The organism is Sphingobium phenoxybenzoativorans (assembly GCF_018286635.1).
Lineage (GTDB): Bacteria > Pseudomonadota > Alphaproteobacteria > Sphingomonadales > Sphingomonadaceae > Sphingobium > Sphingobium phenoxybenzoativorans.
The window spans coordinates 683058-706127 of sequence record NZ_CP073910.1; the positions used below are offsets into that span (position 1 = coordinate 683058).

Here is a 23070-nt window from a genome sequence, read left to right on the forward strand (position 1 = left end):
GATTTCCTTTTGAGAGCGCCTTTCGCGGCCGTTCCGGGCGCTAAGGCTCAATCGGGGCCGCCCATGGCGGTCCCAACCTGAATAGTGCGAATGGACGAAAGGAGATGTGCGGGCGAAGCCGGGCGATCACTCGGCCGGCACCGCCGCCACTGGCCTGCCGAATTTTTCCCTGATCGTCTTCCACCCCTCGGTGAAGGGATAGTGCATCGTCTCGCGAATCGACATCCTGCGTCCGCCCTCCATGCCCAGCAGTTCCGCCTCGCCATCGACGCAGGTGCCGAACATCCGGTCGATGATGACCCAGGTGCCCGCATAATTGCTGCGGGTGGCCTCATAATCCTGCGAATGGTGCAGGCTGTGATGCTCGGTGGTGTTGAACAGGAAACGCCACCAGCGGGGCGAGTTGAAGCGGACATTGATATGCTGATAGCTCGCGACCGCCAGGCCGAAGGTGCCCGCCAGCAAAGCGGCGCGCGGCAGGAAGTCGAAGAAGCCGCCAATGCCCAGGCCGATCAGAAACAGTTCGACCGGGTTGCCGACCGCGCCCTTATTGATGTTGAGCTGCGTGATGAAGTGATGCGGCGCGTGGGTCAGCCACAGCGGATACCAATTATGCATGCCGCGATGCATCCAATATTGGCCGAAATCGAAGATGAACGAGATCAGGAACGCCTGCACCAGCAGCGGCAAGGCCATGAACCACATGAATTTTTCCCAATTGAGGGAATGCTGGATGGCCTCGATCATCGCGCCGTCGCCGATAAAGCCGTCGACCAGGCGGAGCACCGTATAGCCAAGCCCGACATAGAACAGGTCGGTAACCAGCTCCTTCCAGGTCAGGCGCCAGCTATCGAAACGCGGGTTCACCCATTCGAGCGCGAGCAGCAGCACACGAAAGCCGATGCCGATGCCGATGGCTGTCGACGCCTTGGCGATGGAGTTGGGCGCGTAATACCAGAACGCGATCAGCGCGAACAGCATGGTGGGCTGGAACCAGGTGAAGATGAATTGCCTCACCGGGCCGCCTTGCACCCTGGGGATGTTTTCCCAACCGATGGTTACGGGCGCCTGTGCACCGATCACCCTTTTACCTACGCGAACTCCATCCATATCGCCTGCCCCTGCAATATCTGGTCGCCCTCTCCGGTAATACTAATTTTCGCTAACGTAATATCATAATGCGCGCCCTGTCTACAGCAATAGTGCAGCGATCCCCCGTCTTTACTGGAAAATGGGCGGATTTTCCCGTCCGCCCGCCATTCAGTGCGCGGAACGGGGCATGGTTAAGAAGGGGGGTGAGCGCCGGGGTTCCGTCGCAGCGCCGAATCGCGCGACGCATAGGCGCGCGACTCCTGTAGGGCGCGGGCCGCAGACATATCCTGTCCGCCCCGCCGATATTCCCGGCTTCACCAGGCCGGACGCCCAAAAGAAAAGGGCCGCGAACCCGGAGGATCGCGGCCCTGTTCCTGCCATGAAATCGGATCAGAAAGCGGCGGTGATCGATGCGACGACGCCCGCCTTGCTGATGTTGCGGCCGGTCGGCGAATAGGCGTTCTTGTTCGTGTCGAAATAGCCGACGCCAAAGGTCAGATGATCCCAGGTGTAGGAAGCGCCGACGTTCCAGTCGGTGTATTCCTTGCCGATCGTCAGGTAGCTCGGACCGAAGCTGTGGCCGAGATGCGCGGTGAAGCCAATGGGCGTGTCCGGCAGGGTCGCCGACAGGTCGCCCGCGATATACAGATTGTCTTCCTTGCCGTTGCCGACCGACAGGGCGCTGGACTTCGGCGCATAGTTGGCGGTCAGCTTCGCTGTGGCCGGGCCGAACGTGCCCTTGATCGACGCATAGGGCTCGATGAAGTCGGTGTTGGCGCCGCCCGAACCGGGATAGTAGTAATAGAGCACGCCGACGTCGAACGTCGCTGCGCCGACCGTCTTGGAGAAACCGGCGATCAGGTCGAGTTCCTGGTCGCCGCCCGCGGCGACATAATCGTCAATCGAAGAACCCCAGGCCGACACGTAGAAGCCCGATTCATGGGAGACAGTGATGCCGCCCTGCAGCGCGAAACGCTTGTCGGTCTGCGAGATGCCGCGGAAGCGATAGTCGCTGACGACGGCGGCGTTTGCAGTGACAGTGACGGCCGGTGTCGGCTCATCCTGTGCGAATGCCGGCGCTGCGGCGAGCGTGGAAAGAAGGACGGCCGAGAGGCCGAGTACGGACTTACGCATGATATTCCCCTTATGGTTCGTGCGGTCGTCCCACCTGCGTTACGATCCTCGTCTCTCGACCCTTTCCGGGCGGGACTGCGTGATCGGCAATGGCATCCCAATGCTCTGCCATGTGGCAGCGCACAAGAAATTTATGGCTCTCATTGTCTGTTTGATTTCTATATGTTGCTGCTATGCAACAATTTGCAGCTCTCCCGCGGGCCGGAAAAACGATAATTTCCGTCCGCTGATATTTATACGGCGCAGGCGCGCAGCATAATTGCGCGCCCGTTAACCATCATATTGGGAATGCCTGATTTTCAGGCGGATGCACGAAATCTGGCGAGGCCAGCGTCAAGGTCCGTGATCAGGTCGGCCGGGTCCTCCAGGCCGATATGCAGGCGGATGGCGGGGCCCTCCGCTTCCCAGCGCGTTGCGCTGCGATAGCGCGCCGGGTCGACCGGCAGAGCCAGGCTTTCAAACCCGCCCCAGCTATAGCCGATGCCGAAATGCGCAAGCCCGTCGATCAGGGCGGCGCGCGCCTTGTCGCCGCCGCCGTTCAGGATGAAGGTGAACAGGCCGGTGGAGCCGGAAAAGTCGCGCAGCCAGATGTCATGGCCGGAGCAGCCGGGTAGGGCAGGGTGCAGCACGCGCGCCACCTCCGGCCGGTCGGCCAGCCATTGCGCGACCTGCAGCGCGCCCGCCTGATGCTGCGCCAGCCGCACGCCAAGGGTGCGAAGCCCGCGCGCGGCGAGCCAGGCGTCGTCGGGGCTGGTCATCTGCCCGAACAGATAGGCGCTGCTGCGCAGGGCAGGCCACAGCTCCGGCGTGGCGGTCGCCGACCCGATCATCACGTCGCTATGGCCGACAATATATTTGGTGCAGGCGACGATGGAGATGTCGACGCCCTTGGCCAGCGCCTGAAAATAGAGCGGCGTCGCCCAGGTATTGTCCATCAGCGTGACGATGTCCCGCGCCCTCGCCAGCGCGGTGATGGCGGGGATGTCCTGCACCTCGAACGTCAGGCTGCCGGGACTTTCCAGGAAGATCGCCTTCGTCCTGTCCGTGAACAGGGCGGCGATGTCCGCGCCGATCGTGGGATCATAATAGATCGTCTCGATCCCCAGCGGCTTCAGCATCCGTTCGCAGAAGCCCCGCGTGGGATCATAGGCGGCGTCGACCATTAGCAACTGGTCGCCGGGCTTCAGCACTGCCATCAGGGAGCAGGCGATGGCCGCGACGCCGGACGGGAACAGCATCGTGCCCTTGGCGCCCGGCTCCATCGACGTCAGCGCATCGGCCAGCGACCAGGCGGTCGGCGTGCCCTTGCGCCCATAGAATAGCCGCTCATGCGGATCGCGGCCGGATGCCGCCTTCAGATGCGCGACATCATCATAGAGGATGGTCGAGGCGCGCCAGACCGGCGGGTTGACGATGCCGCCCGGCTGGCCCGGCATGCTGGTCCATTCGGCGCGGCGTCCGGCCTGCGCCAGATGGGTCAGAGGGCGCGGCGCGGGGCGTCCGATACCCTCGCTTTCCCCTTCGCCTTCGCCGCCCTCATTCATGCGCCGCCTGTGGCCTTTGGCGTGTCCGCATCCGCGCCCCACTCGCCCCAGCTTCCGTCATAGAGGGTCACGTCCTCCTTACCGAGCAGGCGGGCGGCGAACAGGATGTCGGCCGCCGTCACGCCGCTGCCGCAGGTCGCGATCAGCGGACGGTTGAGGTCGATCCCCGCCTCATGGAACAGGCCGCGAAGCTCATGGCCGCGCTTCCAGCTATTGTCGGCGTTGAACAGGCGGCTGTAGGGCAGGCAGACGGAACCGGGGATATGACCCGACGCCATGCCCGCGCGCGGTTCCGGGTCCTCGCCGGTAAAGCGGCTCATGCTGCGCGCGTCGACGACCTGCGCCGCCTTGCTCTTGAGGTTGGCGACCATGTCCGCCTTGGTGCGGACCATCGATTCGTCCTTCCACACGGTGAAGTGGCGATGACGGGTCTTGGGGCGGCCGGTTTCCAGCTCGCGCTTCTCCGCCACCCATTTCGGCAGGCCGCCGTCGAGGATCGCGACATTATGCGCGCCGAACACATGGAACATCCACCAGGCGCGGGCGGAGGTGCGCAGCGGGCTGTTGTCGTAGACGACGACGCGGCTGCCATCGCCCAGGCCGAGCGCCTGCATGCGGCTGGCGAATTTTTCCGGCGGGGGCAGCATGCCGGGCCGCGGATCGTTGCTGTCGATCAGTTCGGGCAGGTTCAGGAAGAAAGCGCCGGGGATATGTCCGGCCTCATATTCCTTCGCCGGATCGCGGTCGCTTCCGGGCAAGAACAATGTCGCGTCGACCACGCGCAGGTCGCTCGCGCCCAATTCCCCCGCAAGCCATTCCGTCGATACCAGCAATTCCATGCCCAACTCCCTTTGGCACCCCCTTAATGCGCGAAAAGCCGGGAGGGAAGCGGGTGCGCGCGATTCAACCGCGCGCGTCAGCCGACGAGCGCGGTGCGGGCGGCCCGGCTGCCGACGGAGCGATATTGCCTCGGCCCCTGATCGATGCGGAAGGGGGCCATGCGTTCGCGGGGAGGATCGCTTTCCTCGCCCACGATGAAGGCGGCGGCGCTGTAGCCATTGCCGCCGTCCCAGCCATAATGGGCGCTGAAGGCGACCAGGGGGATCAGCAGCGCCCGGTCGCGCACCTTGATCGGCACGATCGCATCGCTGGCCAGACGCAGCTCGCCGGTAAATTCCACGGAAAAGCCCGGCTCGATGCGATCCGCCGAATGGCTGGGCGCATGCACCGGCCGGGCGAAGAAGCCCGCAAGCTCCTGCTCCTGCCGCGCGTCGGCATTGGCGATCATCGTCGCGATGGCGACATTTTCCGCCGCCACCTCGCCTTCATTATGCAGGATTATGCGATAGCCGACCGCCGCCCCGATCAAGGTGTGGCGCGCGCCAAGCGGGTGAAACTCGATGGCCAGGGCGGCGCTGGGCCGGGCGGGCTGGACAGGCTCGGCGGCCTCCGGCGCGTCGACGGAGGATGGGGGGATATCGCCGGAGAGCGTAGCGGTTTCCGGGGCGATGTCCGGCTCCGCAAAATCTTCGGCGGGCCTTTTCCGGCGGCGCAGGACCAGGGTCAGCGCCGCGATCCCGGCCACAACCAGTGCGGCGATGATCCACGGCAGGGTGGAACGGGATGGCGTTTCGGCAGGGACGGCGGCGGTTTCCGCCACATTGCCGGCCGGGAGCTGGGTGTCCGGCGCGGCCGGTTCGGCGGCCATCGGCGGAGGGGTTTCCAAGGGTGTAGACGTGACTGGCGCAGGCTGGGCTGGCGCAGTTTGAACCGGTGCGGGTTGCTGGACTACGGGCGCAGCCGCCGCCCCGCGCGTTTGCGGCGCGGATTGCTGCGGCTCCCGCTGGCGCGCGGGCTGCTGCGCCGTGGAGGACGGCGCGGGCGTTGGCTGGACCGTGCGGCTGACCGGCGGCGGCGCGGTGACGGCTGGCGCGGGGGCCGGGAGCGGCGCAGCGGGGCGGCTCTCTATCTCCGGCCCTTCGCGCTCCGGCGGGCGCGGCTTGCTTGTATCGCGGGAAGGATCGAGCTGGAAACCTTGCAGGCTGCCGGGAGGCGGCGGCTGGGTGGGGGCGGCGTCCTGCGCGATCGCCATTGCCGGACCGAAAGCGATCGCGGCCCCCGCCGCCAATAATAGATGTCTGCTCCCCATGATGGCATGGCGAAGGCGCGTCATGCGCTTAACCGCCGATGAATGGCGGCGGGCGATGACATTCGCCGTGCGATACACTAGATGAGCGCCCATGACTCCTATCCATCTTGGCCAGACAAGCACGCTGCCCGCCAGCCCGGCGGAAGCGGTGCTCGATTATGTTCCCAACCCACGTCCCGGCAAGCCTTATCTGGTGCGCCTCACCTCGCCGGAGTTCACCTCTCTCTGTCCGGTGACCGGCCAGCCGGACTTTGCGCACCTCGTGCTCGACTATGCGCCGGGCGACACGATCGTTGAATCCAAGTCGTTCAAACTGTTCCTGGGCGCATTCCGCAACCATGCGGCGTTCCACGAGGATTGCACGGTCGGCATCGGCGAGCGGCTGTTTGCGGAAATGAAACCGCTATGGCTGCGCATCGGCGGCTATTGGTATCCGCGCGGCGGCATACCCATCGACGTGTTCTGGCAATCGGGGGCGCCGCCCGCCGGGCTGTGGCTGCCGCCGCAGGACGTGCCCACCTATCGCGGGCGGGGGTGATTACAGCCTGATCTCCGGCCGAACTCCGGCGCGGGTGAGGCGCGGGCGTCCCCCTTTTCCGCCGAAGGTCAGTTGGTGGCGGCCGATCCGCAGCACGGCGACATGGCCGATCACGCGGGCGCCAAGGCTGCGATGCGCCGCGAGCGATGCGGCGTTATAATCGGCGATGCTGCTGATCGACTGGCGCAGGCCCTGGTCATCCAGCCAGTCTCTGATGCCCGCCCATAAGGCGACGAAGGCGCGGCTCAGCCTGCGTTCCTCATCGATCCACAGCCCGCCATCCCATGCCGCATGGGCGGGCAGGCGAAAGCGGACGCCCAGCACCCTCTCGTCATGCGTCTCCATATCGAGCCAGGTCACGCCGACCAGCGCATCCCGGCTGTTGAACGCGCCCAGGCACAGCATCCCGGCGGCGAACCGCTCCGCCTGCACCGCAGCGCAGGCATCGATGCGATGCCCGGCCAGCTCACCCGGCCCGATCAGGCGCGCGTAATAGCCGCGCGGCATGGGCGGCATGGTGTGAATATCCACCGCCACAATCCGGTGACGGACATAGGCGATGCCGGGGATGCGGCTGCAGACGCGGCCGAACAGATAGGAGAGGCGGCCGCCAAGCCCGATGACGGACCGTTCCGCCTGTTGCGGCATAACCCGTCGGACCGGAGATGAAGCGGGAGCTTGGGCCTGACGCTTTGACCGAAGCGGCTCATATCCGGCCAATCCCAATTGTGGGTGATGCCCCATCATGACTCCCTGTTCCCCAGGAACGCCCGATAGCGCCGGCTGTCATCTCGTTAGTGTCGGCTTTGTATCTAACTGTAAACGCGCCAAAAAGGCACAGTTTTGGGAAAGGCTGCTCATCACCGCATGCTGGCGCGCAGATCCTCCAGCGGCTGTTGCGAAACCTCGATCGCGCCGTCCCGTGGCCGGTCAAGGTCAAGGATCACGACCAGCGCGAGCGTGAGCAGGACGAGCAGCAATGTCGTCGCCACGCGATGCGCGCGTCCGCCCGCCGCCTGAATATAACCCAGCATCACCACCGACAGCATGGCGTAGAGCATCAGCACCGACATCACCCGTTGCGGGACATGCGCCGACCGGGCCGCCGCCCGCGCGGATGCTATGTCGAACGCCTGGTTCACCGAATCCATCAGGCCACGCGACAGAAGCGCGGAGGAGTCGCCACGCATGGCGACGCCGGTCGCCGACCATAATTGCTGCTGGCTGGCGGTCGTCGCGCTGAATGCCGTCTGGTCGCTGGCTGCACTCTCCGACCAGGCGAGGCGGGTATCGACATAGGCCGGAAGCTCGCGGCGCAGCGCCCCGCGCGCGGGTTCTTTCAGCAATTGCGCGCGCAGCCAAACCGTGCCAATCGCATTCGCTTCTTGCACTACCAGATCGCGCCGCGCATCGTACCGGCTGAGCGCCATCGAAAAAGTAAAGCCCAGCAGCAGGGCGAGAAGGCCGAGCACCGCCGAGAGCAGATAGTCCGGCCCTTCGTTGCGTCCGGTGCCCCGATCGGCTTTCAGCCAGCCATGCCCGCGATAGCCCAGTTCGAACGCCGCGATAAATGCAACGAAGATGACGAACGCGACAAGAGGCAGCGGCGCGCTTTCAAACCATGACATTGTCTCATCCCCCCGTCGACCGTCAGGATAGCGACACTATCACGCGGCCATGCCGCTCTCCAGCGCCTCTGTGGCCTCCATCCAGCGCGCCTCTGCGGCCTCCAGCTTTTTCTCCACATCGCCCCGGCGGCGCATCAGTTCGCCCATCGTCAGGTCCTTTTCCTGCGGACCGGCGGAGGCGGGGTCGAACATGGCGCGGTCGATGCGGCTGCGTTCGGCGGTCAGCTTCTCCATCGCCTTTTCCGCGTCATGGACGGCGATGCGCAGCACCTTGTTTTTCTCGCGCGCTTCCGCCGCGGCCTTCCGGTCGGCCTTGCGATCCGTCTTGGGCGCATCGCCGCCGCTGCCCGCGCTGTTCTCGCCGCCCTTGCGCAGGATGAGGTCGGTATAGTCGTCGAGCGTACCCGCATATTCGGCGGCCGTACCGCCATCGACCAGCACCAGCCGGTCGGCGACCAGTTCGATCATGTGACGGTCATGGCTGACGACCACCACCGCGCCGTCATAGTCGTTGAGCGCCTGCACCAGCGCCTCGCGGGAATCGACGTCCAGATGGTTGGTCGGTTCGTCGAGGATCAGCATGTTCGGCGCATCGCGGGTGATCAGCGCCAGCGCCAGCCGCGCGCGCTCGCCGCCTGACAGGCTGCCCACCTTCTGGATCGCGCGGTCGCCGGAAAAGCCGAAGCGGCCAAGCTGTGCACGCACCGCGCCCGGCGTCGCGCCCTTCATCTGGCGCGTCATATGCTCCAGCGGCGTGTCGCGCGTGTCCAGTTCCTCCACCTGATATTGGGTGAAATAACCGACCTTCATCTTGTTGGAGCTATTCATCGCCCCTTCCATCGGCGGAAGTTGCGCGGCGATCAGGCGGGCGAGCGTGGTCTTGCCATTGCCGTTGCGGCCGAGCAGCGCGATCCGGTCGTCCGGGTCGATGCGCAGATTGAGGCGCTTCAGGATCGGCGTCTCGTCATAGCCGACGCTCGCCATGTCCAGCGTCACCAGCGGCGGGCGCAGTTCGGGCGGACTGGGGAAGGCGAAGGACAGGGTCGGGTCCTCCATCGCGGCGGCGATGGGCTGCATCTTCGCCAGCGCCTTGGCGCGCGACTGCGCCTGCTTTGCCGTGGAGGCGCGGGCGGAGTTGCGGGCCACATAATCCTGCAGTTTGGCGCGCTGCGCCGCCTGCTTCTCTGCCGCCGCCGCCAACTGGGCGAGGCGTTCCGCGCGCTGGCGCTCGAATGCGTCATAACCGCCCGGATAGAGGGTGATCTTGCCGCCCTCCAAATGCAGGATATGGTCGACGACATTGTTCAGCAGGTCGCGCTCATGGCTGATGACGACGATGGTTGCGCGGTAGGTTTTGAGGAAATTCTCCAGCCACAGCGTCGCTTCCAGGTCGAGATGGTTCGACGGTTCGTCGAGCAGCAGCAGGTCGGGCTGGGAAAAGAGCAGGGCGGCGAGCGCCACCCGCATCTTCCACCCGCCCGAATAGCTGTCGAGCGGCCGCCCCTGCATCTCCTCGTCGAAACCGAGGCCGACAAGGATGCGCGCGGCGCGGGCGGGCGCGGTATAGGCGTCGATGGTGTTGAGCCGCTCGTGGATCTCGCCGAGCCTGTCCGGGTCCTCGCAGGTCTCGCTCTCGGCCAGCAGCGCGTCGCGCTCGACATCGGCGGCGAGGACGGTTTCGAACGGCGTTGCGGCGCCGCTCGGCGCATCCTGCTTCAGATAGCCGACGCGCGCGGCGCGGGGCGTCTCGCACTCGCCCTCATCGGGATCGATCTGGCCGATCATCACTTTCATCAGCGTCGACTTGCCCGCACCGTTGCGGCCGATAAGGCCGACACGGCTGCGCTGCGGCAGCGATGCGGTCGCGCGGTCGAGGATGACACGCCCGCCAAGGCGCACCGTGATTCCGTTGAGATTCAGCATGGCGCGGGCCGATAGCACAGAGTGCTGCAATGCGGAATGACCGGCGCGGCTATTTTCTGATCCGGTAGAGTCGCGCGAAACCTTGTCCGGTCAGGGGCGTCACATGGCTGATCACCCGCGCCGGAAGTTCGCCCATGTCAGCGTTGATGACCAGCAGATAGTCGAAATCCGCGCGCCAGTTGCGGACATAGGGTTCCTTGAGATTCCGGGTGCCCAGATGGCTGGCATAGGGGATGCTGGTGACATAGACCGACCGCGACCGCCAGGCGGGCCGGACGCTCAGCGGTTGCTGGCCCGGCACGGTGAAATGCGTCGGGATGAAGAAGCCGCGCTGCACGGCGAAGGGCGCGATGGCGTGCCTGCCGGTCTCGATGGGCGCGCCGGGGCTTCCCGCGATCAGGCGGCCCAGCGGAAATTGCGCCGCGCCGGTCCAGTCCAGCCGCACGACGATCACCGCCGCGCCGGTCGGGATGCGCTTTGCCGCTTCGCCAAGTTGGGCGAAGTCGCCTTGCCTGTCGGTCCAGACCCTCTCCACCCATGCGATGCGTAGCAATATTGTCGCCGTGATGACGGCGGCGATGATGATGTCGGCTCTTACACGCTGCCGCTGCACGGGCATGATCGCCGCCGCAAAGGTCAGGAACGCCATCGGCGGGAGCCGCCTCTGTATCCATGAGGCGTCGCCGACTTCCTCCGGCGCGATGCAGGCGAGGGCGGCCAAGGCGATGCCCGCGATCAGCAAACCGCCATGAAAGCGCACCCGGCGCGACGCCACCGCCCAGCCCAGGCATATCGCCAGCGGCAGGAAAAGCAGGATGTCGGTCATCGCCCGATAGGTAAGGATGGGGGATACCAGAGCCTTTCCGATCCGCAGGGGATCGATCATCTTGGATGGCGATGACCAGAGGATGGCGCTCGTCCCGTTCGCATGGACGCCCGGCGGTGTCGGCGCAAACAGGAACAGCGCCGCCAGCGGCGCTATGCAGGCCAGCGCCAGCACCGCCACTTTCCGCCCCGGCAGGGCCAGGTCGCGCACTGACCGGGGCATGGCGGGCCGGTCGCCAAGCGCCAGGCCGGAACCCAGGGCCGCATAGAAGAGCAGCGCGAACGGATGAATAAGCAGCAGCAATGCGGCCGATGCGAGGTGCAGCGCGAACATCCGCCTTGCCGGCGCCACTCCGGTCGGGAGAAGCAACGCCGCGCATATCAGCGCCGCCGCCAGCCCGATCTGAAAATTCAGGAAGCCTGCGATGGCGGTGGTGGACCATGCCAGAAACAGGGTGGCCGCCTGCCAGATATGCCATGTGCGGCAGAGCGCGCGGTTGAGCAGGATGGCTGCGACCGGCGGACCCAGGAACATCGCCAGCTGCAGGAGCAGGTTCAGCGCGCCGATGGGCATGATGCGGGCAAGGGACGACGCCACGAAATCCACCGCGATATTGGTGGACGCCTGCGACCAGTCCGCGGCGTACATCGCGGAAAGCGGCGGTTCGTTCACCTTGCCGGACAGCAGCCAGATGCGCGCGAGATGGTTGGGATAATCCAGCACCGGCGGATGGGCGATAGACAGGATGGGAATCGCGCTCGCCAATATGGCGGCCAGTATGGGTGCGGGGGATGATGCGATCCTGCGCCAGCCGCCGGGCGCGCCGTCCGGCATCTACGTCATCGCCTTCACGATGGCGGGTCGCGGGCGGCGGCGCTGGCTCCAGACCAGTTTCGTGGCCGCGCCGAAATTGAACACGGCGCCCATCAGCGCTCCGGCGATCCCGGCGAGCGGCCAGCTATTCCCCGCCCCGGCCAGCACAAGGTCGGCAACGCCGATATTGGCGACTGCGCCGACGGTGCAGACCGCGGAAAAGACAAAATAGCCGAGCACGAACCGCCAGCCCTTCAGCCGCTGCGACCGGTAGGTGACGGCGTTGTTGACCACATAGTTCAGCGCCATCGCGCAATAGGACGCCGTGATCTGCGCGGACATGAAGCCCGCCCCCGCCATCCACATGACCCGCAGGATCAGCAGATGAAACACAAGACCCAGGCCGCCGACCAGGCAGAACAGGACGAATCGCGGCGGGATGAGGCCGCGCGTCAGCTTCTCGATCAACAGGAACAGAAATTCCGCCAGGATCATGACATCCAGCTTGCTCTTGCCCTCCGACCGCGACCGGAAGGCGTAGGGCACTTCGGCGATGGTCAGTTGCCGGGGGGAGGATGTCAGAATGTCGAGCAGGATCTTGTAGCCCTGTTGCGACAGGTCGTAGATGCAGGCGTGGAAGGTATCGCGCTTCATCGCGAAATATCCGCTCATCGGATCGCTGACCTTGCTGCCGATCACCAGCGCCGACAGGCGCGCGCCAAGGTCGCTCAGCCTTTGCCGCTTGCCGGAAAATCCGCCGAAACCGCCCTCCGCCTCCTGACGGCTGCCGATGACCAGATCGGCTTTCCCGTCCCGCAACAGGCGCAGCATGTCCGGCAGGATGCTTTCGTCATGCTGCAGGTCCGCATCCATGACCGCGATATATTCGGCGTTGGAGGCCAGCGCGCCTTCAACGACCGCCGATGACAGGCCCCTGCGGCCGATGCGCCGGATGCATCGCACCGGAAAGCCCGCCTGCGCCGCCTTCAGCACTTCCTGCGCCGTGCCATCGGGACTGTCATCGTCGACGATGATGAGTTCCCACGCGATTCCCGCCATCGTCCGGGAAATCGCCTCGGTCAGCGGGATGATGTTCGGCCGCTCGTCATAGGCCGGGGAAATGATCGAGATGGTGGGGATGAAGGAGGTGAGGGGGGCGTCGTCCGGCGTGGTGGAATCACGCTGCGCCGAGTCTCCTTCCATCCATTCCCCCAAGTCCCAGCAGCGCCGATCGCGCCGGATTGCCGACGCTGGCGCGCAAGGGTCATATGACAGCGATGACAGCGATACGAGTCTGTAATGGAAAAACTTCTGCGCCGCTCCATTGGCCGGGCGGCCGCGTTTCGGACTGCGGCAACGGGGCAACTGTTCACAAAATGACATTTTAAAAGTCTTGCGGCGCTGGACAGCCATCCGAATCCATGATTGTAATATGGCAGACATAAAAACTGCGGGAGAGGCGCGGCACAACGACAAGGGGGTCGCAGTGGAACGGGTTCGCGCCAAACTGGATTGGTTCAAGGCTGTCATCTTACCGAACGAGGCTGCGCTGCGTTCGCGCCTGCGACGCATTTTGCCCTCGCATCATGAGCTGGATGACATGGTGGCGGAGGTGCTGGCCCGCGCATATGCGACGGAAAGCTGGCAGAATGTCACGGCTGGACGCGCCTTCCTGTTCACCATCGCCCGCAATCTCGTCATCGACAATGCGCGCCGCAACAAGATCGTCAGTTTTGAAACCATCGCCGATCTGGACCTGCTCCAGGCCGATGGCAGCACCGAATCGCAACTGATCGCGCGCGACGCGCTGCGCCAGCTTGAGGGCATCGTCGATTCGCTGCCTGGTCAGTGCCGCCGCGTGTTCCTGCTGCGCCGCGTTCAGGAAAAATCGATGTCCGAAATAGCGGACGAGATGATGCTGTCCGTTTCTACTGTTGAAAAACATCTGGCCAAAGCAATCGGGCTGGTTATGCGGGCCTGGTCGGAACGCGAGGAAACGGACTACGGACGTGCAAGGGTCGGAGCCAGCAACGGACAGGGAGCGGATAGAGGCGGAAGCCTCTCGGCTCCTCGTGCTGCTCAGCCTTGATCCAAGCGAGGCTGAACGCGAAGCTATTTGCCGCTGGATAGACAGCAATCCCGCCCATGCCATTGCCTTTGCCCGCGCTGAAGCCGCGTGGGAGTGCGCCGACCGTCTGAAGGCGAGCGCGCAGGATCATCCCGATCTGGTAGAGCCGCCGCAGATCGAATTTTCGACATCCGGCATATCGAATCGCATGCTTGCCGCGGCGATGATCGCGATGTTCGTCTTTCTTGCGGCCGTCGGCGTCACCATCCGCACGCTGAACGATGTCGACAAATACAGCACCGAAATCGGCGAGGTGAAGGACGTCGTTCTGGACGACGGCTCCCGCATGCATCTGAACAGCGGCACCACGGCGGAGGTCCGCTATACCGACACGGGCCGCAAGGTGCATATCGTGCGCGGCGAAGCCTCCTTCGACGTTGCGCATGACAAGGCCCGGCCGTTCGACGTGGAGGCGCAGTCGGCGATGATTCGCGCTGTCGGCACCGCATTCAACGTCCGCATGCGCCAGACGCTGGTCGAGCTGACGGTCACGCAGGGCACGGTGCAGGTCCGCTCCGGCCCGGCGACGCCGCATCGGGTGGGCGCGGGCAGCGGAGCGGTCATCCGGCCGCGCACCATCCTGCTCACCCATCTGGGCAAGAATGTCATCAACCAGCGCATGGCGTGGCGGGAAAAAATGGTCGAGCTGGATGGCGAGACCATCGATCAGGCGGTCGCCGAGTTCAACCGGTACCGGACTCAACCGATGTTGATCGGTGACGCGCGCGTGTCCGCCCTGCGCATCGGCGGGCGCTTCCGCACCACGGAAAGCAAGGAGTTTCTGGCGGCGCTGCAGGTCAGCCTCCCCATCCGCGCCGTGACGGGCCAGGATGGATCAATCATGCTGCTCTACCGGGACGATAGCGCGCCGCAGGATTGACGGCCGGCTTACCTGCCCCGATGGAGGGGCAGGGCAGGAGAGTGGAACCCCATAAGATGACGACCCAGGCCGGCGGGACAACGCAGCCACGCAATCGCATCTTCGCGATCTTCGGCGGGTCGGCCGGCAATCTGGTCGAATGGTATGACTGGTATGTCTATTCCGCCTTTGCCCTCTATTTCGCGCCGATCTTCTTTCCGGCCGGGGACCGCACCGCCCAGCTTCTGAATACCGGGGCCATCTTTGCCGTCGGATTCCTGATGCGGCCGATCGGCGCGTGGATCATGGGCGTCTATGCCGACCGGCGGGGGCGCAAGGCGGGCCTCACCCTCTCCATCACCCTGATGTGCGCGGGATCGATGCTGATCGCGGTGACGCCGGGTTATGACAGCATCGGTTATGGCGCGCCCGCCCTGCTGGTGCTCGCCCGGTTGATGCAGGGCCTCAGCATCGGCGGCGAATATGGCGCGAGCGCCACCTATCTCTCCGAAATGGCGAGCAGCCGGCATCGCGGCTTCTTCTCCAGCTTCCAATATGTGACGCTGATCATGGGGCAGCAGGTGGCGCTCGCCGTATTGCTGATCCTGCAGGCGGTGATGGACAAGGACGACCTGCATGCCTGGGGCTGGCGCATTCCCTTCGCCATCGGGGGCGTGCTGGCGATCTCCGTCTATTATCTGCGGCGGCGGCTCGCGGAGACGGAATCCTTCGAGCATGCGCAGGCCAAGGATCAACCCAAGTCCGGCATGTTCGCGCTGGTGAAGCTCTATCCGGGGCAGGCGGCTCTGGTGCTAGCGCTGACCGCCGGGGGCACGCTCGCCTTCTACGCCTACTCCATCTACATGCAGAAATTCCTGGTCAACACCGCGGGTTTCAGCATCGAGACGGCGACGCTGATCATGGCCGCCGCGCTGTTCCTCTATATGCTGATGCAGCCCCTGTTCGGCGCATTGTCAGATATTGTCGGGCGCAAGCCGATGATGGTCGGCTTCGGCATCGCCGGGGTGCTCTGCACAGTGTGGATATTCCGTTCGCTCGAAACCGCGCGCAGCCCGTTGGAGGCGTTCGGACTGGTCATGCTCTCGCTCATCATCGTCAGCGGCTACACGTCGATCAATGCCGTGGTGAAGGCGGAGCTGTTCCCCGCCCATATCCGCGCGCTGGGCGTGGCGCTGCCCTATGCGGTCGCCAACGCGCTGTTCGGCGGCACGGCGGAATATGTCGCCCTGTTCCTGAAGAACAAGGGGATGGAGCCTGCCTTCTACTGGTATGTGACCGGCATGATCGGCGTGTCCCTGATCGCCTATCTGTGGATGCGCGACACGCGGCGGCACAGCTTGATTGATCGGGATCTGGGGTAGAGGGCTGCCATTAACGGGGCCTGATGTTGCCATTCGTCATCCCGGCGAAAGCCGGGACCCATCTCGCCTTCGGCAGGTGTCTGGCATGGGAGAGATATGGGTCCCGGCTTTCGCCGGGATGACGGAGAATGGGAGGGACGGACATGCGCTTTTGATGCGTAAGGCTCAATCACCCAATAAATCCGCCACAAAAGCAGGCACCAGCTCGCTGGCCGGGCCGATGCGCGTCTCGTGGAAATAGATGCTGCCCGCTGAAGGATCGAGGTTCAGCTCCAGCGTCCGCGCGCCGACATAGCGCGCCGTCTGCACAAACCCCGCCGCCGGATAGACGGCGCCGGACGTGCCGATGGACACGAACAGGTCCGCTTCGCGCAGCGCCGCGTCGATCCGGTCCATTTCATAGGGCATCTCGCCGAAGAACACGATGTCGGGCCGCAGGCGCGGCTTCCCGCATCCGCCGCACACCGACCCTGGAGGCATCGCCGCCTCCCACGCCGCCGCTTTCCCGCACGCGGCGCACAGGGCCGATTTCAACTCGCCATGCATGTGCAGCAAGCGCTTCGCCCCGGCCCGTTCATGCAGGTCGTCGACATTCTGCGTCACGATCAGCAGATCGCCGGGCCATGCCCGGTCGAGCGCCGCCAGCGCCTCATGCGCGGCATTGGGCGCAACCTCCGCCAGCTTCGCCCGCCGCTCGTCATAGAAGCGATGGACGAGCGCCGCATCGCGCCGCAACGCTTCAGGCGTGCAGACATCTTCGACCCGATGCCCCTCCCACAGCCCGTCCGGGCCGCGGAAGGTGGCAAGGCCGGATTCTGCGGAAATCCCCGCGCCGGTGAGGATGACGATGTTGCGGATGTCGTGCACCGCTTACTCTCCCGCTGCCGTGCTCAGCCCAAGTTCCGGGATGCCGATCGATCGCCGTCCGCCGAAATCGACGCGCGCGACGATCACGCCCTGTTTTTCCATATATTCGATCAGGCGGCGTACGCGGCCCTGTGAACTGGTGCCATAGGCGCGGGCGAGGGCGTCGTCGTCGGGGCAGGAGCGGCCGTCCATCGCCGCATGCGCGATCAGCAGGAAGGGAGCCAGCATATCTTCCGGCAGCGGCCCCGCCGCGCGCAGGGCATCGGCCCAGCGCGGATCGCTTGCGTCGAACATGCCCGCGCGCGCCATCGCAAAGCGGCGGCGGAAAGCGGGCAGGTCCATCGGCACGCGGGTCAGCCGGTGCATCCGGCACCGCACGGTGAAATCCTGATAAAGCACCGCCGACGATTGGAAGGCGCTGGCCGGGTCGGCGATCATCTCCTGCAATACGGCGATGACGGCGGCGTCGACCTCCTCCTGCTCCGGCTGCGGCGCATCGCGTTCCGGCGACGGGATCGACAGGTCCGGCCCGGCTATGCTGCGCATCAGATCCTCGGCGGCGACCGGCTGCGGCCTTGGTTCCGGGCGTGGCGGCGGGGCGTCCGCCTCCATGTCGGCGAACAGCATCGCCTGAACATTCTCCGCCCCGGCGGCGGGCATCGGCATCAGCTTGTGCGTGCCCATGCGGGTGCTGGTCTGCACCGCGCCGATCCTGACCGATACCGGGCGGCGACAGATGGCCGGGCCGAGCGCCAGGAAGCGGCCGCGCTCCAGGTCGCGAATCTGCTCCGCCTGCCGCCGCTCCATGCCCAGCAGGTCGGCGGCGCGCGCCATGTCGATGTCCAGGAAGGTGCGGCCCATCAGGAAGTTGGATGCCTCAGCCGCGACATTTTTGGCGAGCTTCGCCAGCCGCTGCGTCGCGATGACGCCCGCCAGCCCGCGCTTACGCCCACGGCACATCAGGTTGGTCATGGCGGCCAGGCTGACGCGGCGGGCGTCGTCGGACACGTCCCCGGCGGCGGCGGGCGCGAACATCTGCGCCTCATCCACCACCACCAGCGCAGGATACCAATGGTCGCGCGGCGCGTCGAACAGGGCGTTGAGGAAAGCGGCGGCGCATTTCATCTGCGCATCGATCTCCAGCGATTCCAGCGACAGCACCACGGACGCGCGATGTTCCCGGATGCGCGCGCCCATCCGGGCGATCTCCCGCTCATTATAGTCGCCCGCGTCGATCACCACATGGCCGAAGGCGTCGGACAGGGTTACGAAGTCGCCCTCCGGGTCGATCACGACCTGCTGCACCAGCCGGGCGCTCTCCTCCAGCAGACGGCGGAGCAGATGCGACTTTCCCGACCCGCTATTGCCCTGCACCAACAGGCGGGTGGCCAGCAGTTCCTCAATGTCGATGGGGACGGATGCGCCTGCGCTGTCCGTTCCGATATCTATGGTTGCGGTCACCCCTTGCCTTTGGCCCAGCAGGGCGGGTGGAGGCAAGTGCGTAAGCGGAGCAATTCGATCACCAAATATCAATGTTTTGCCGCCATTAACCTTCAAACCATGTGGAAAATCGATGATATCCGGGCGGTTATGCACCGCTATGCCCTTCAGGGGCTGGCCGGTACGATGACACCTTTGATCGGTTTGATTGGCCTTGCGGTCATCAGCCTGGCGTTGTTCACGACGCTTCTGACGCGTCAGATGGACCGCAATGCCGAAGATTATATGTACCGCATGGTCTCCGGCTCTATCGAACGGGAAGTATCCGGCGCGGTCGAAGCTGTGAGCACGCCCGCGCTCTGGGACGATGCCGTCCGGGCGGTCTATGGACCGATCGACACGAAATGGGCGTCGACCAACCTCAACTATAATCATCACATCACTTATGTCGTCGATGCGTCCGGCCGCACGCTCTGGTCGAACCGCCCGGACGGCCGGCCCTCGCCCCCGCTGGAGCGGATCGCGCCGCAGGGCCTTCGCGACATCCTTCCGGCGCTGCCCAGGACAATGGCCGAGGCGGTGAAGCGCAAACATGGCGTCGCCGAGATCACCATGTATCAGGGCAAGCCGGCGCTGATGTCGGCCATGGCCTTCATCCCCTATCGCGATCCTGTTCCTTCGGGCTTTGCTCCCCGTTATTTCTTCATGGTCCGGCCGCTTGATGACGGGATCATCCCCCGGATTGCCGAAACGCACGGTCTGCCCGGATTGCGCTGGACCAACGATCAGGTCGATGATGGCATGCAGAGCCTCGCCATATTCGACCGGATGAACCGGAAAGTGGGCGCCATCGAATGGCCCCAGCCGACGCAGGGCAAAAATGCGCTGCGTCAGATCGCGCCTGTGGGCATCGTATCGGCTTTGCTGTTCCTGGCCTTTTCCGGCTGGCTGATCCGCGTGGTGTATCTGGCGCACTGCACATTGGTCGCGAAAACCGGCCTGGCGATGGATGCGGCCGATGATTCCCGCATAGCAGCCGAACAGGCGGAAGTCGCGCTGACCCAGGCCCAGGCGGCGCGCCGGGAAGCGGCCGCCAGTTCGGAGCGGGAGGTGTTGGAGCAGCGCCGGCACGAATCGCAATTGCGCGACAATGGGCGGCAGGTCGCGGAATCGCTGGAACGGTCGATGGTGTCGCTGGTCGAACAGATGCTGGCCACCGCGTCGGAACTGGAGCGCAGCGCTGACCAGACGCTCGCCGCCATCAATGCGCAGCGTGGACAGGCGGAGATCGTCATGGGCCGCTCGCGCGACACGGCGCAGGCGGCGCAGGCGATCGCAACCACCATCGATGCGCTCACCAGTTCGATTGGCGAGATCAACATGGCGACGGGCTGCATCCGCGACGCGGCGAGCGCCGCCAGCGGCCAGTCGGCCAAGGCGCGCGACGCGAACGACAATCTGATGCATCATATCGCGTCCATCAACGATGCCGCGGACCTGATCGCGGAAATCACCGGACAGACCAACCTCCTCGCGCTCAACGCCACCATAGAGGCGGCGCGCGCGGGGGAGGCGGGACGCGGATTCGTGATCGTCGCCAATGAAGTGAAGGCGCTCGCCGGCCAGACCAGCCAGACCACGCGCGACATTCATGCGCGCGTCGCGGGCATAGAAAATGCCGCGCAATCCACCTTCGGCCTGGTGGAATCGGTCGACAGCATATTGGGCGAGCTTGGCGGGTCGATCGCGTCGGCGTCCGCGGCCGTCCATCAACAGCTCGCCGCCGCAGAGGAAATCCAGCGCACGTCGCACGGCGTCGCCATCCACGCCAAACATGCGGATGAGGCGGTCGGGTCCATCTCCAAATCCTTCGGCGACGTCGCAGAGGCGGCCGCCAAGACGCGGGAGAGCGGCGCGGCGGTGCGTCAGCGCGCAGAGCAGCTTCAGGCCGAATTTTCCCGGCTGATCGGGGCATTGAAGGCGGCGTAGCAATATCGGGCGTTTCCCGCCCGGAATCGCTTGACCGGCACGCTGTTGCATTGCAGCATTGCGTCATGAGCGCTGCACCGCCGATCACGCAAAACCCGGATATCCGCTTCCTCGGCCGCCTGCTGGGGGATGTCATCCGCGCCTATGGCGGGGAGAAGCTGTACCGGCAGACGGAATATATCCGCTCCTCCTCCGTCGATCGCGCGCGCGGGGTGGATGGGGCGGATCTGGTCGATACCGGGCTTGAGGCGCTCAGCCTGGACGACACGCTGGATTTCGTACGCGGCTTCATGCTGTTCTCGATGCTCGCGAACCTGGCGGAGGACAGGCAGGGCGTGGCCGCCGAACCCGGAGCGGATGTCGCGTCCGCCATCGCCACGCTCGATTCGCACGGCATCGGGCGCGATGCCGTCAAAGCCCTGCTCGACAAGGCGCTGATCGTCCCCGTGCTCACCGCCCACCCGACCGAGGTGCGGCGCAAGAGCATGATCGACCACAAGAACCGCATTTCGGACCTGATGCGCCTGAAGGATGCGGGGCTTGAGGAAACCGACAATGGCGAGAAGATCGACGAGGCGATCTGCCGCCAGATCGCGCTGCTGTGGCAGACGCGGCCGCTGCGCCGCGAGCGGCTTTATGTCCAGGACGAGATCGAGAATGTGCTCGCTTATTTCCGCGACACGTTCCTGCCTGTCCTCCCGGCGCTCTATGCCCGGTGGGAACGGGTGCTGGGCGACCGGCCGCACAGCTTCCTGCGCGTGGGAAGCTGGATCGGCGGCGACCGGGACGGCAATCCCTTCGTTCAGGCGCCCCAGCTCAAATTCGCGCTGGCCCGCGCGTGCGAAGCGGCTCTCGGCTATTATCTGGAATCGCTTCACGCCCTCGGCGCTGAACTGTCCCTCTCCACCGAACTGGCGAAGGTGCCGCAGGCGGTTCTCGACCTGGCCGACCGCAGCGGAGACACATCGCCCAGCCGTCAGGACGAACCCTATCGCCGGGCGCTTTCCGGCATCTATGCCCGGCTGTGCGCCACGCATCAAAGCCTGACGGGCAAGCTGCCGCCCCGCCCATCCTCGCTCGCCGCGACCGCCTATGGCGATCCTGCCGAGTTCCGCCGCGATCTCGTCACCGTGGCGCAGGGCCTGGCGTCCGAAGGCGGAGGGGCGCTGTCCACGGGCGGCGCGCTTGGCCGCCTGATCCGGGCGGTGGAGACGTTCGGCTTCCATCTCGCCACGCTCGACATGCGCCAGAATAGCGACGTGCATGAGCGCGTCGTCGCTGAACTGCTGAAGGTTGCGGGCGTCGAGGATGATTATGCCGGGCTGGACGAATATGCCCGCATCGCGCTGCTGCGGCGGGAGCTTGCCAATAACCGCCCGCTTGGATCGCGCTTCGCCGAATATTCCGAGGAAACCGCGTCGGAACTGGCCATCGTCCATGCGGCGGCGGAGGCGCACCGCACCTACGGCCCGCAATGCATCACTCAATATGTGATCAGCAAGGCCGAGAGCGTGTCCGACATGCTGGAGGTCAATATCCTGCTGAAGGAAGCGGGCCTGTGGCGCGCGGCCAATGGCGAACCGCCCCATGCCGCGATCATGGCGGTGCCATTGTTCGAAACCATCGGCGACCTTGAAAATGCGCCCAAGGTCATGTCCGCCTATTTCGGCCTGCCGGAGATTAGCGGGCTGGTGCGCGGGCGCGGTCATCAGGAAGTGATGATCGGCTATTCGGATAGCAACAAGGATGGCGGCTACATCACCTCGACATGGAGCTTGTTCCAGGCGTCGACGGCGCTGGCTCCTGTGTTTGAAAAGGCCGGAGCCGCGATGCAGTTGTTCCACGGCCGGGGCGGCGCGGTCGGCCGGGGCGGCGGGTCCGCCTTCGCCGCGATCCAGGCGCAGCCGCACGGCACGGTGCAGGGCCGCATCCGGGTGACGGAGCAGGGCGAGATCATCGCCGCGAAATTCGGCACGCGCGACGTCGCCATGACCAATTTGGAGGCGATGACCAGCGCCACGCTGCTGGCCAGCCTGGAGCCGGAGAAGCTGTCCGAGCGCGACGCCGCCCGCTTCGCCAATGCGATGGACAGCCTGTCGCAGACGGCGTTCACCGCCTATCGCGACCTGGTTTACGGCACGGAGGGGTTCAAGGAATTCTTCCGCGAACTGACGCCCATTCAGGAGATTGCCGGTCTCAAGATCGGTTCGCGTCCCGCCAGCCGGACCAAGAGCACCCGGATCGAGGATCTGCGCGCCATCCCCTGGGTGTTCAGTTGGGCGCAGGCCCGCGTGATGCTGCCGGGCTGGTATGGCGTCGGCCATGCGCTCGCGGGTTTCGAGGACAAGGCGCTGCTGACCGACATGGCGCAGGTGTGGCCCTTCCTGAAATCCGCGCTCGCCAATCTGGAAATGGTGCTGGCGAAATCCGACCTTGGCATCGCCGCGCGCTATCTGCCGCTGGTGGAGGATCAGGCGAAGGCGGAGGAGCTTTTCGGCCGCATCCGCGAGGGCTGGGGCATGGCGCATGATGGCCTGCTCACCGCGACCGGCCAATCTCGCCTGCTGGAAAAGAATCCGGCGCTGGAAACCTCCATCCGTCTGCGCCTGCCCTATATCGAGCCGCTGAACCTGCTGCAGATCGAATTGCTGAAGCGCCATCGCGGCGGCGAGGACGATCCGCGCATCAAGGAAGGCATAGAGCTGTCGATCAACGCCATCGCCACGGCGCTGCGCAACAGCGGCTGAGGGATTGGCAC

Annotated in this window: 18 protein-coding genes; 6 read left to right on the plus strand and 12 right to left on the minus strand. The window is 65.2% G+C overall.

The window, feature by feature from the left end; translation table 11 throughout:
• Positions 1 to 126: 126 nt before the first annotated feature.
• From KFK14_RS03425 to KFK14_RS03445, 5 genes are all read right to left on the minus strand, one after another.
• On the minus strand, positions 127 to 1110 hold the full coding sequence (locus tag KFK14_RS03425; protein ID WP_070156755.1) for a sterol desaturase family protein: 984 nt from the start codon (positions 1108 to 1110) through the stop codon (positions 127 to 129).
• Between the two features lie 372 nt (positions 1111 to 1482).
• Positions 1483 to 2226: a TorF family putative porin gene (locus KFK14_RS03430; RefSeq protein WP_212609882.1), complete on the minus strand. Its 744-nt coding sequence runs from the start codon at positions 2224 to 2226 to the stop codon at positions 1483 to 1485.
• Positions 2227 to 2525: 299 nt separating this feature from the next.
• Complete coding sequence (gene metC / locus KFK14_RS03435; protein ID WP_212609883.1) at positions 2526 to 3770, minus strand: cystathionine beta-lyase; 1245 nt, start codon at positions 3768 to 3770, stop codon at positions 2526 to 2528.
• Positions 3767 to 4609 (minus strand): 3-mercaptopyruvate sulfurtransferase, encoded by an 843-nt coding sequence (gene sseA, locus KFK14_RS03440; RefSeq protein WP_212609884.1) that lies wholly within the window; start codon positions 4607 to 4609, stop codon positions 3767 to 3769. The genes metC and sseA overlap by 4 nt, the downstream gene beginning before the upstream one ends.
• 77 nt (positions 4610 to 4686) lie before the next feature.
• Positions 4687 to 6012, minus strand: a complete 1326-nt coding sequence (locus KFK14_RS03445; RefSeq protein WP_212609885.1) for a hypothetical protein — start codon at positions 6010 to 6012, stop codon at positions 4687 to 4689.
• On the opposite strand from KFK14_RS03445, the gene queF reads away from it, so the two are divergent.
• A complete protein-coding gene (queF, locus tag KFK14_RS03450; RefSeq protein WP_212609886.1) occupies positions 6011 to 6457 on the plus strand; it encodes a preQ(1) synthase in 447 nt (148 codons plus the stop codon). The two genes, KFK14_RS03445 and queF, sit on opposite strands and share 2 nt — an antisense overlap.
• Here the strand turns inward: queF and KFK14_RS03455 are convergent, their stop codons facing one another.
• The 5 genes from KFK14_RS03455 to KFK14_RS03475 form a co-directional block, all read right to left on the minus strand.
• A complete protein-coding gene (locus tag KFK14_RS03455) occupies positions 6458 to 7105 on the minus strand; it encodes a GNAT family N-acetyltransferase (RefSeq protein WP_212609887.1) in 648 nt (215 codons plus the stop codon).
• Between the two features lie 212 nt (positions 7106 to 7317).
• Positions 7318 to 8085, minus strand: coding sequence for a bestrophin-like domain (locus KFK14_RS03460; RefSeq protein ID WP_070156748.1), 768 nt, complete (start codon positions 8083 to 8085; stop codon positions 7318 to 7320).
• 39 nt (positions 8086 to 8124) lie between these two features.
• Complete coding sequence (locus KFK14_RS03465; protein WP_212609888.1) at positions 8125 to 10008, minus strand: ABC-F family ATP-binding cassette domain-containing protein; 1884 nt, start codon at positions 10006 to 10008, stop codon at positions 8125 to 8127.
• A gap of 49 nt (positions 10009 to 10057) precedes the next feature.
• On the minus strand, positions 10058 to 11668 hold the full coding sequence (locus tag KFK14_RS03470) for a hypothetical protein (protein WP_212609889.1): 1611 nt from the start codon (positions 11666 to 11668) through the stop codon (positions 10058 to 10060).
• Positions 11669 to 12850 carry a glycosyltransferase gene (locus KFK14_RS03475; protein WP_212609890.1) on the minus strand — a complete coding sequence of 394 codons (1182 nt, stop codon included), beginning with the start codon at positions 12848 to 12850 and terminating at the stop codon, positions 11669 to 11671.
• A 283-nt stretch (positions 12851 to 13133) separates the two neighbouring features.
• On the opposite strand from KFK14_RS03475, the gene KFK14_RS03480 reads away from it, so the two are divergent.
• The 3 genes from KFK14_RS03480 to KFK14_RS03490 are packed head-to-tail and all read left to right on the plus strand — an operon-like array spanning position 13134 to position 16016.
• On the plus strand, positions 13134 to 13736 hold the full coding sequence (locus tag KFK14_RS03480) for a sigma-70 family RNA polymerase sigma factor (protein ID WP_070156776.1): 603 nt from the start codon (positions 13134 to 13136) through the stop codon (positions 13734 to 13736).
• Positions 13657 to 14655 (plus strand): FecR family protein, encoded by a 999-nt coding sequence (locus KFK14_RS03485; RefSeq protein ID WP_070156745.1) that lies wholly within the window; start codon positions 13657 to 13659, stop codon positions 14653 to 14655. Before KFK14_RS03480 ends, KFK14_RS03485 begins: the two co-directional genes overlap by 80 nt.
• A 56-nt stretch (positions 14656 to 14711) precedes the next feature.
• A complete protein-coding gene (locus KFK14_RS03490; RefSeq protein WP_070156744.1) occupies positions 14712 to 16016 on the plus strand; it encodes an MFS transporter in 1305 nt (434 codons plus the stop codon).
• Positions 16017 to 16181: 165 nt separating this feature from the next.
• Here KFK14_RS03490 and KFK14_RS03495 read toward each other — a convergent pair whose 3' ends face one another.
• Both KFK14_RS03495 and KFK14_RS03500 read right to left on the minus strand, forming a co-directional pair.
• Entirely contained in the window at positions 16182 to 16883 is a 702-nt protein-coding gene (locus KFK14_RS03495; RefSeq protein WP_212609891.1) for an NAD-dependent deacylase, read from the minus strand.
• 3 nt (positions 16884 to 16886) lie between these two features.
• On the minus strand, positions 16887 to 18344 hold the full coding sequence (locus tag KFK14_RS03500) for a helicase HerA domain-containing protein (protein WP_212609892.1): 1458 nt from the start codon (positions 18342 to 18344) through the stop codon (positions 16887 to 16889).
• Positions 18345 to 18473: 129 nt separating this feature from the next.
• Between KFK14_RS03500 and KFK14_RS03505 the strand changes: the two genes are divergently transcribed.
• Both KFK14_RS03505 and ppc read left to right on the plus strand, forming a co-directional pair.
• A complete protein-coding gene (locus KFK14_RS03505; protein WP_212609893.1) occupies positions 18474 to 20312 on the plus strand; it encodes a methyl-accepting chemotaxis protein in 1839 nt (612 codons plus the stop codon).
• A gap of 65 nt (positions 20313 to 20377) precedes the next feature.
• Entirely contained in the window at positions 20378 to 23059 is a 2682-nt protein-coding gene (gene ppc / locus KFK14_RS03510; RefSeq protein ID WP_212609894.1) for a phosphoenolpyruvate carboxylase, read from the plus strand.
• The last annotated feature ends 11 nt before the right edge of the window (positions 23060 to 23070 follow it).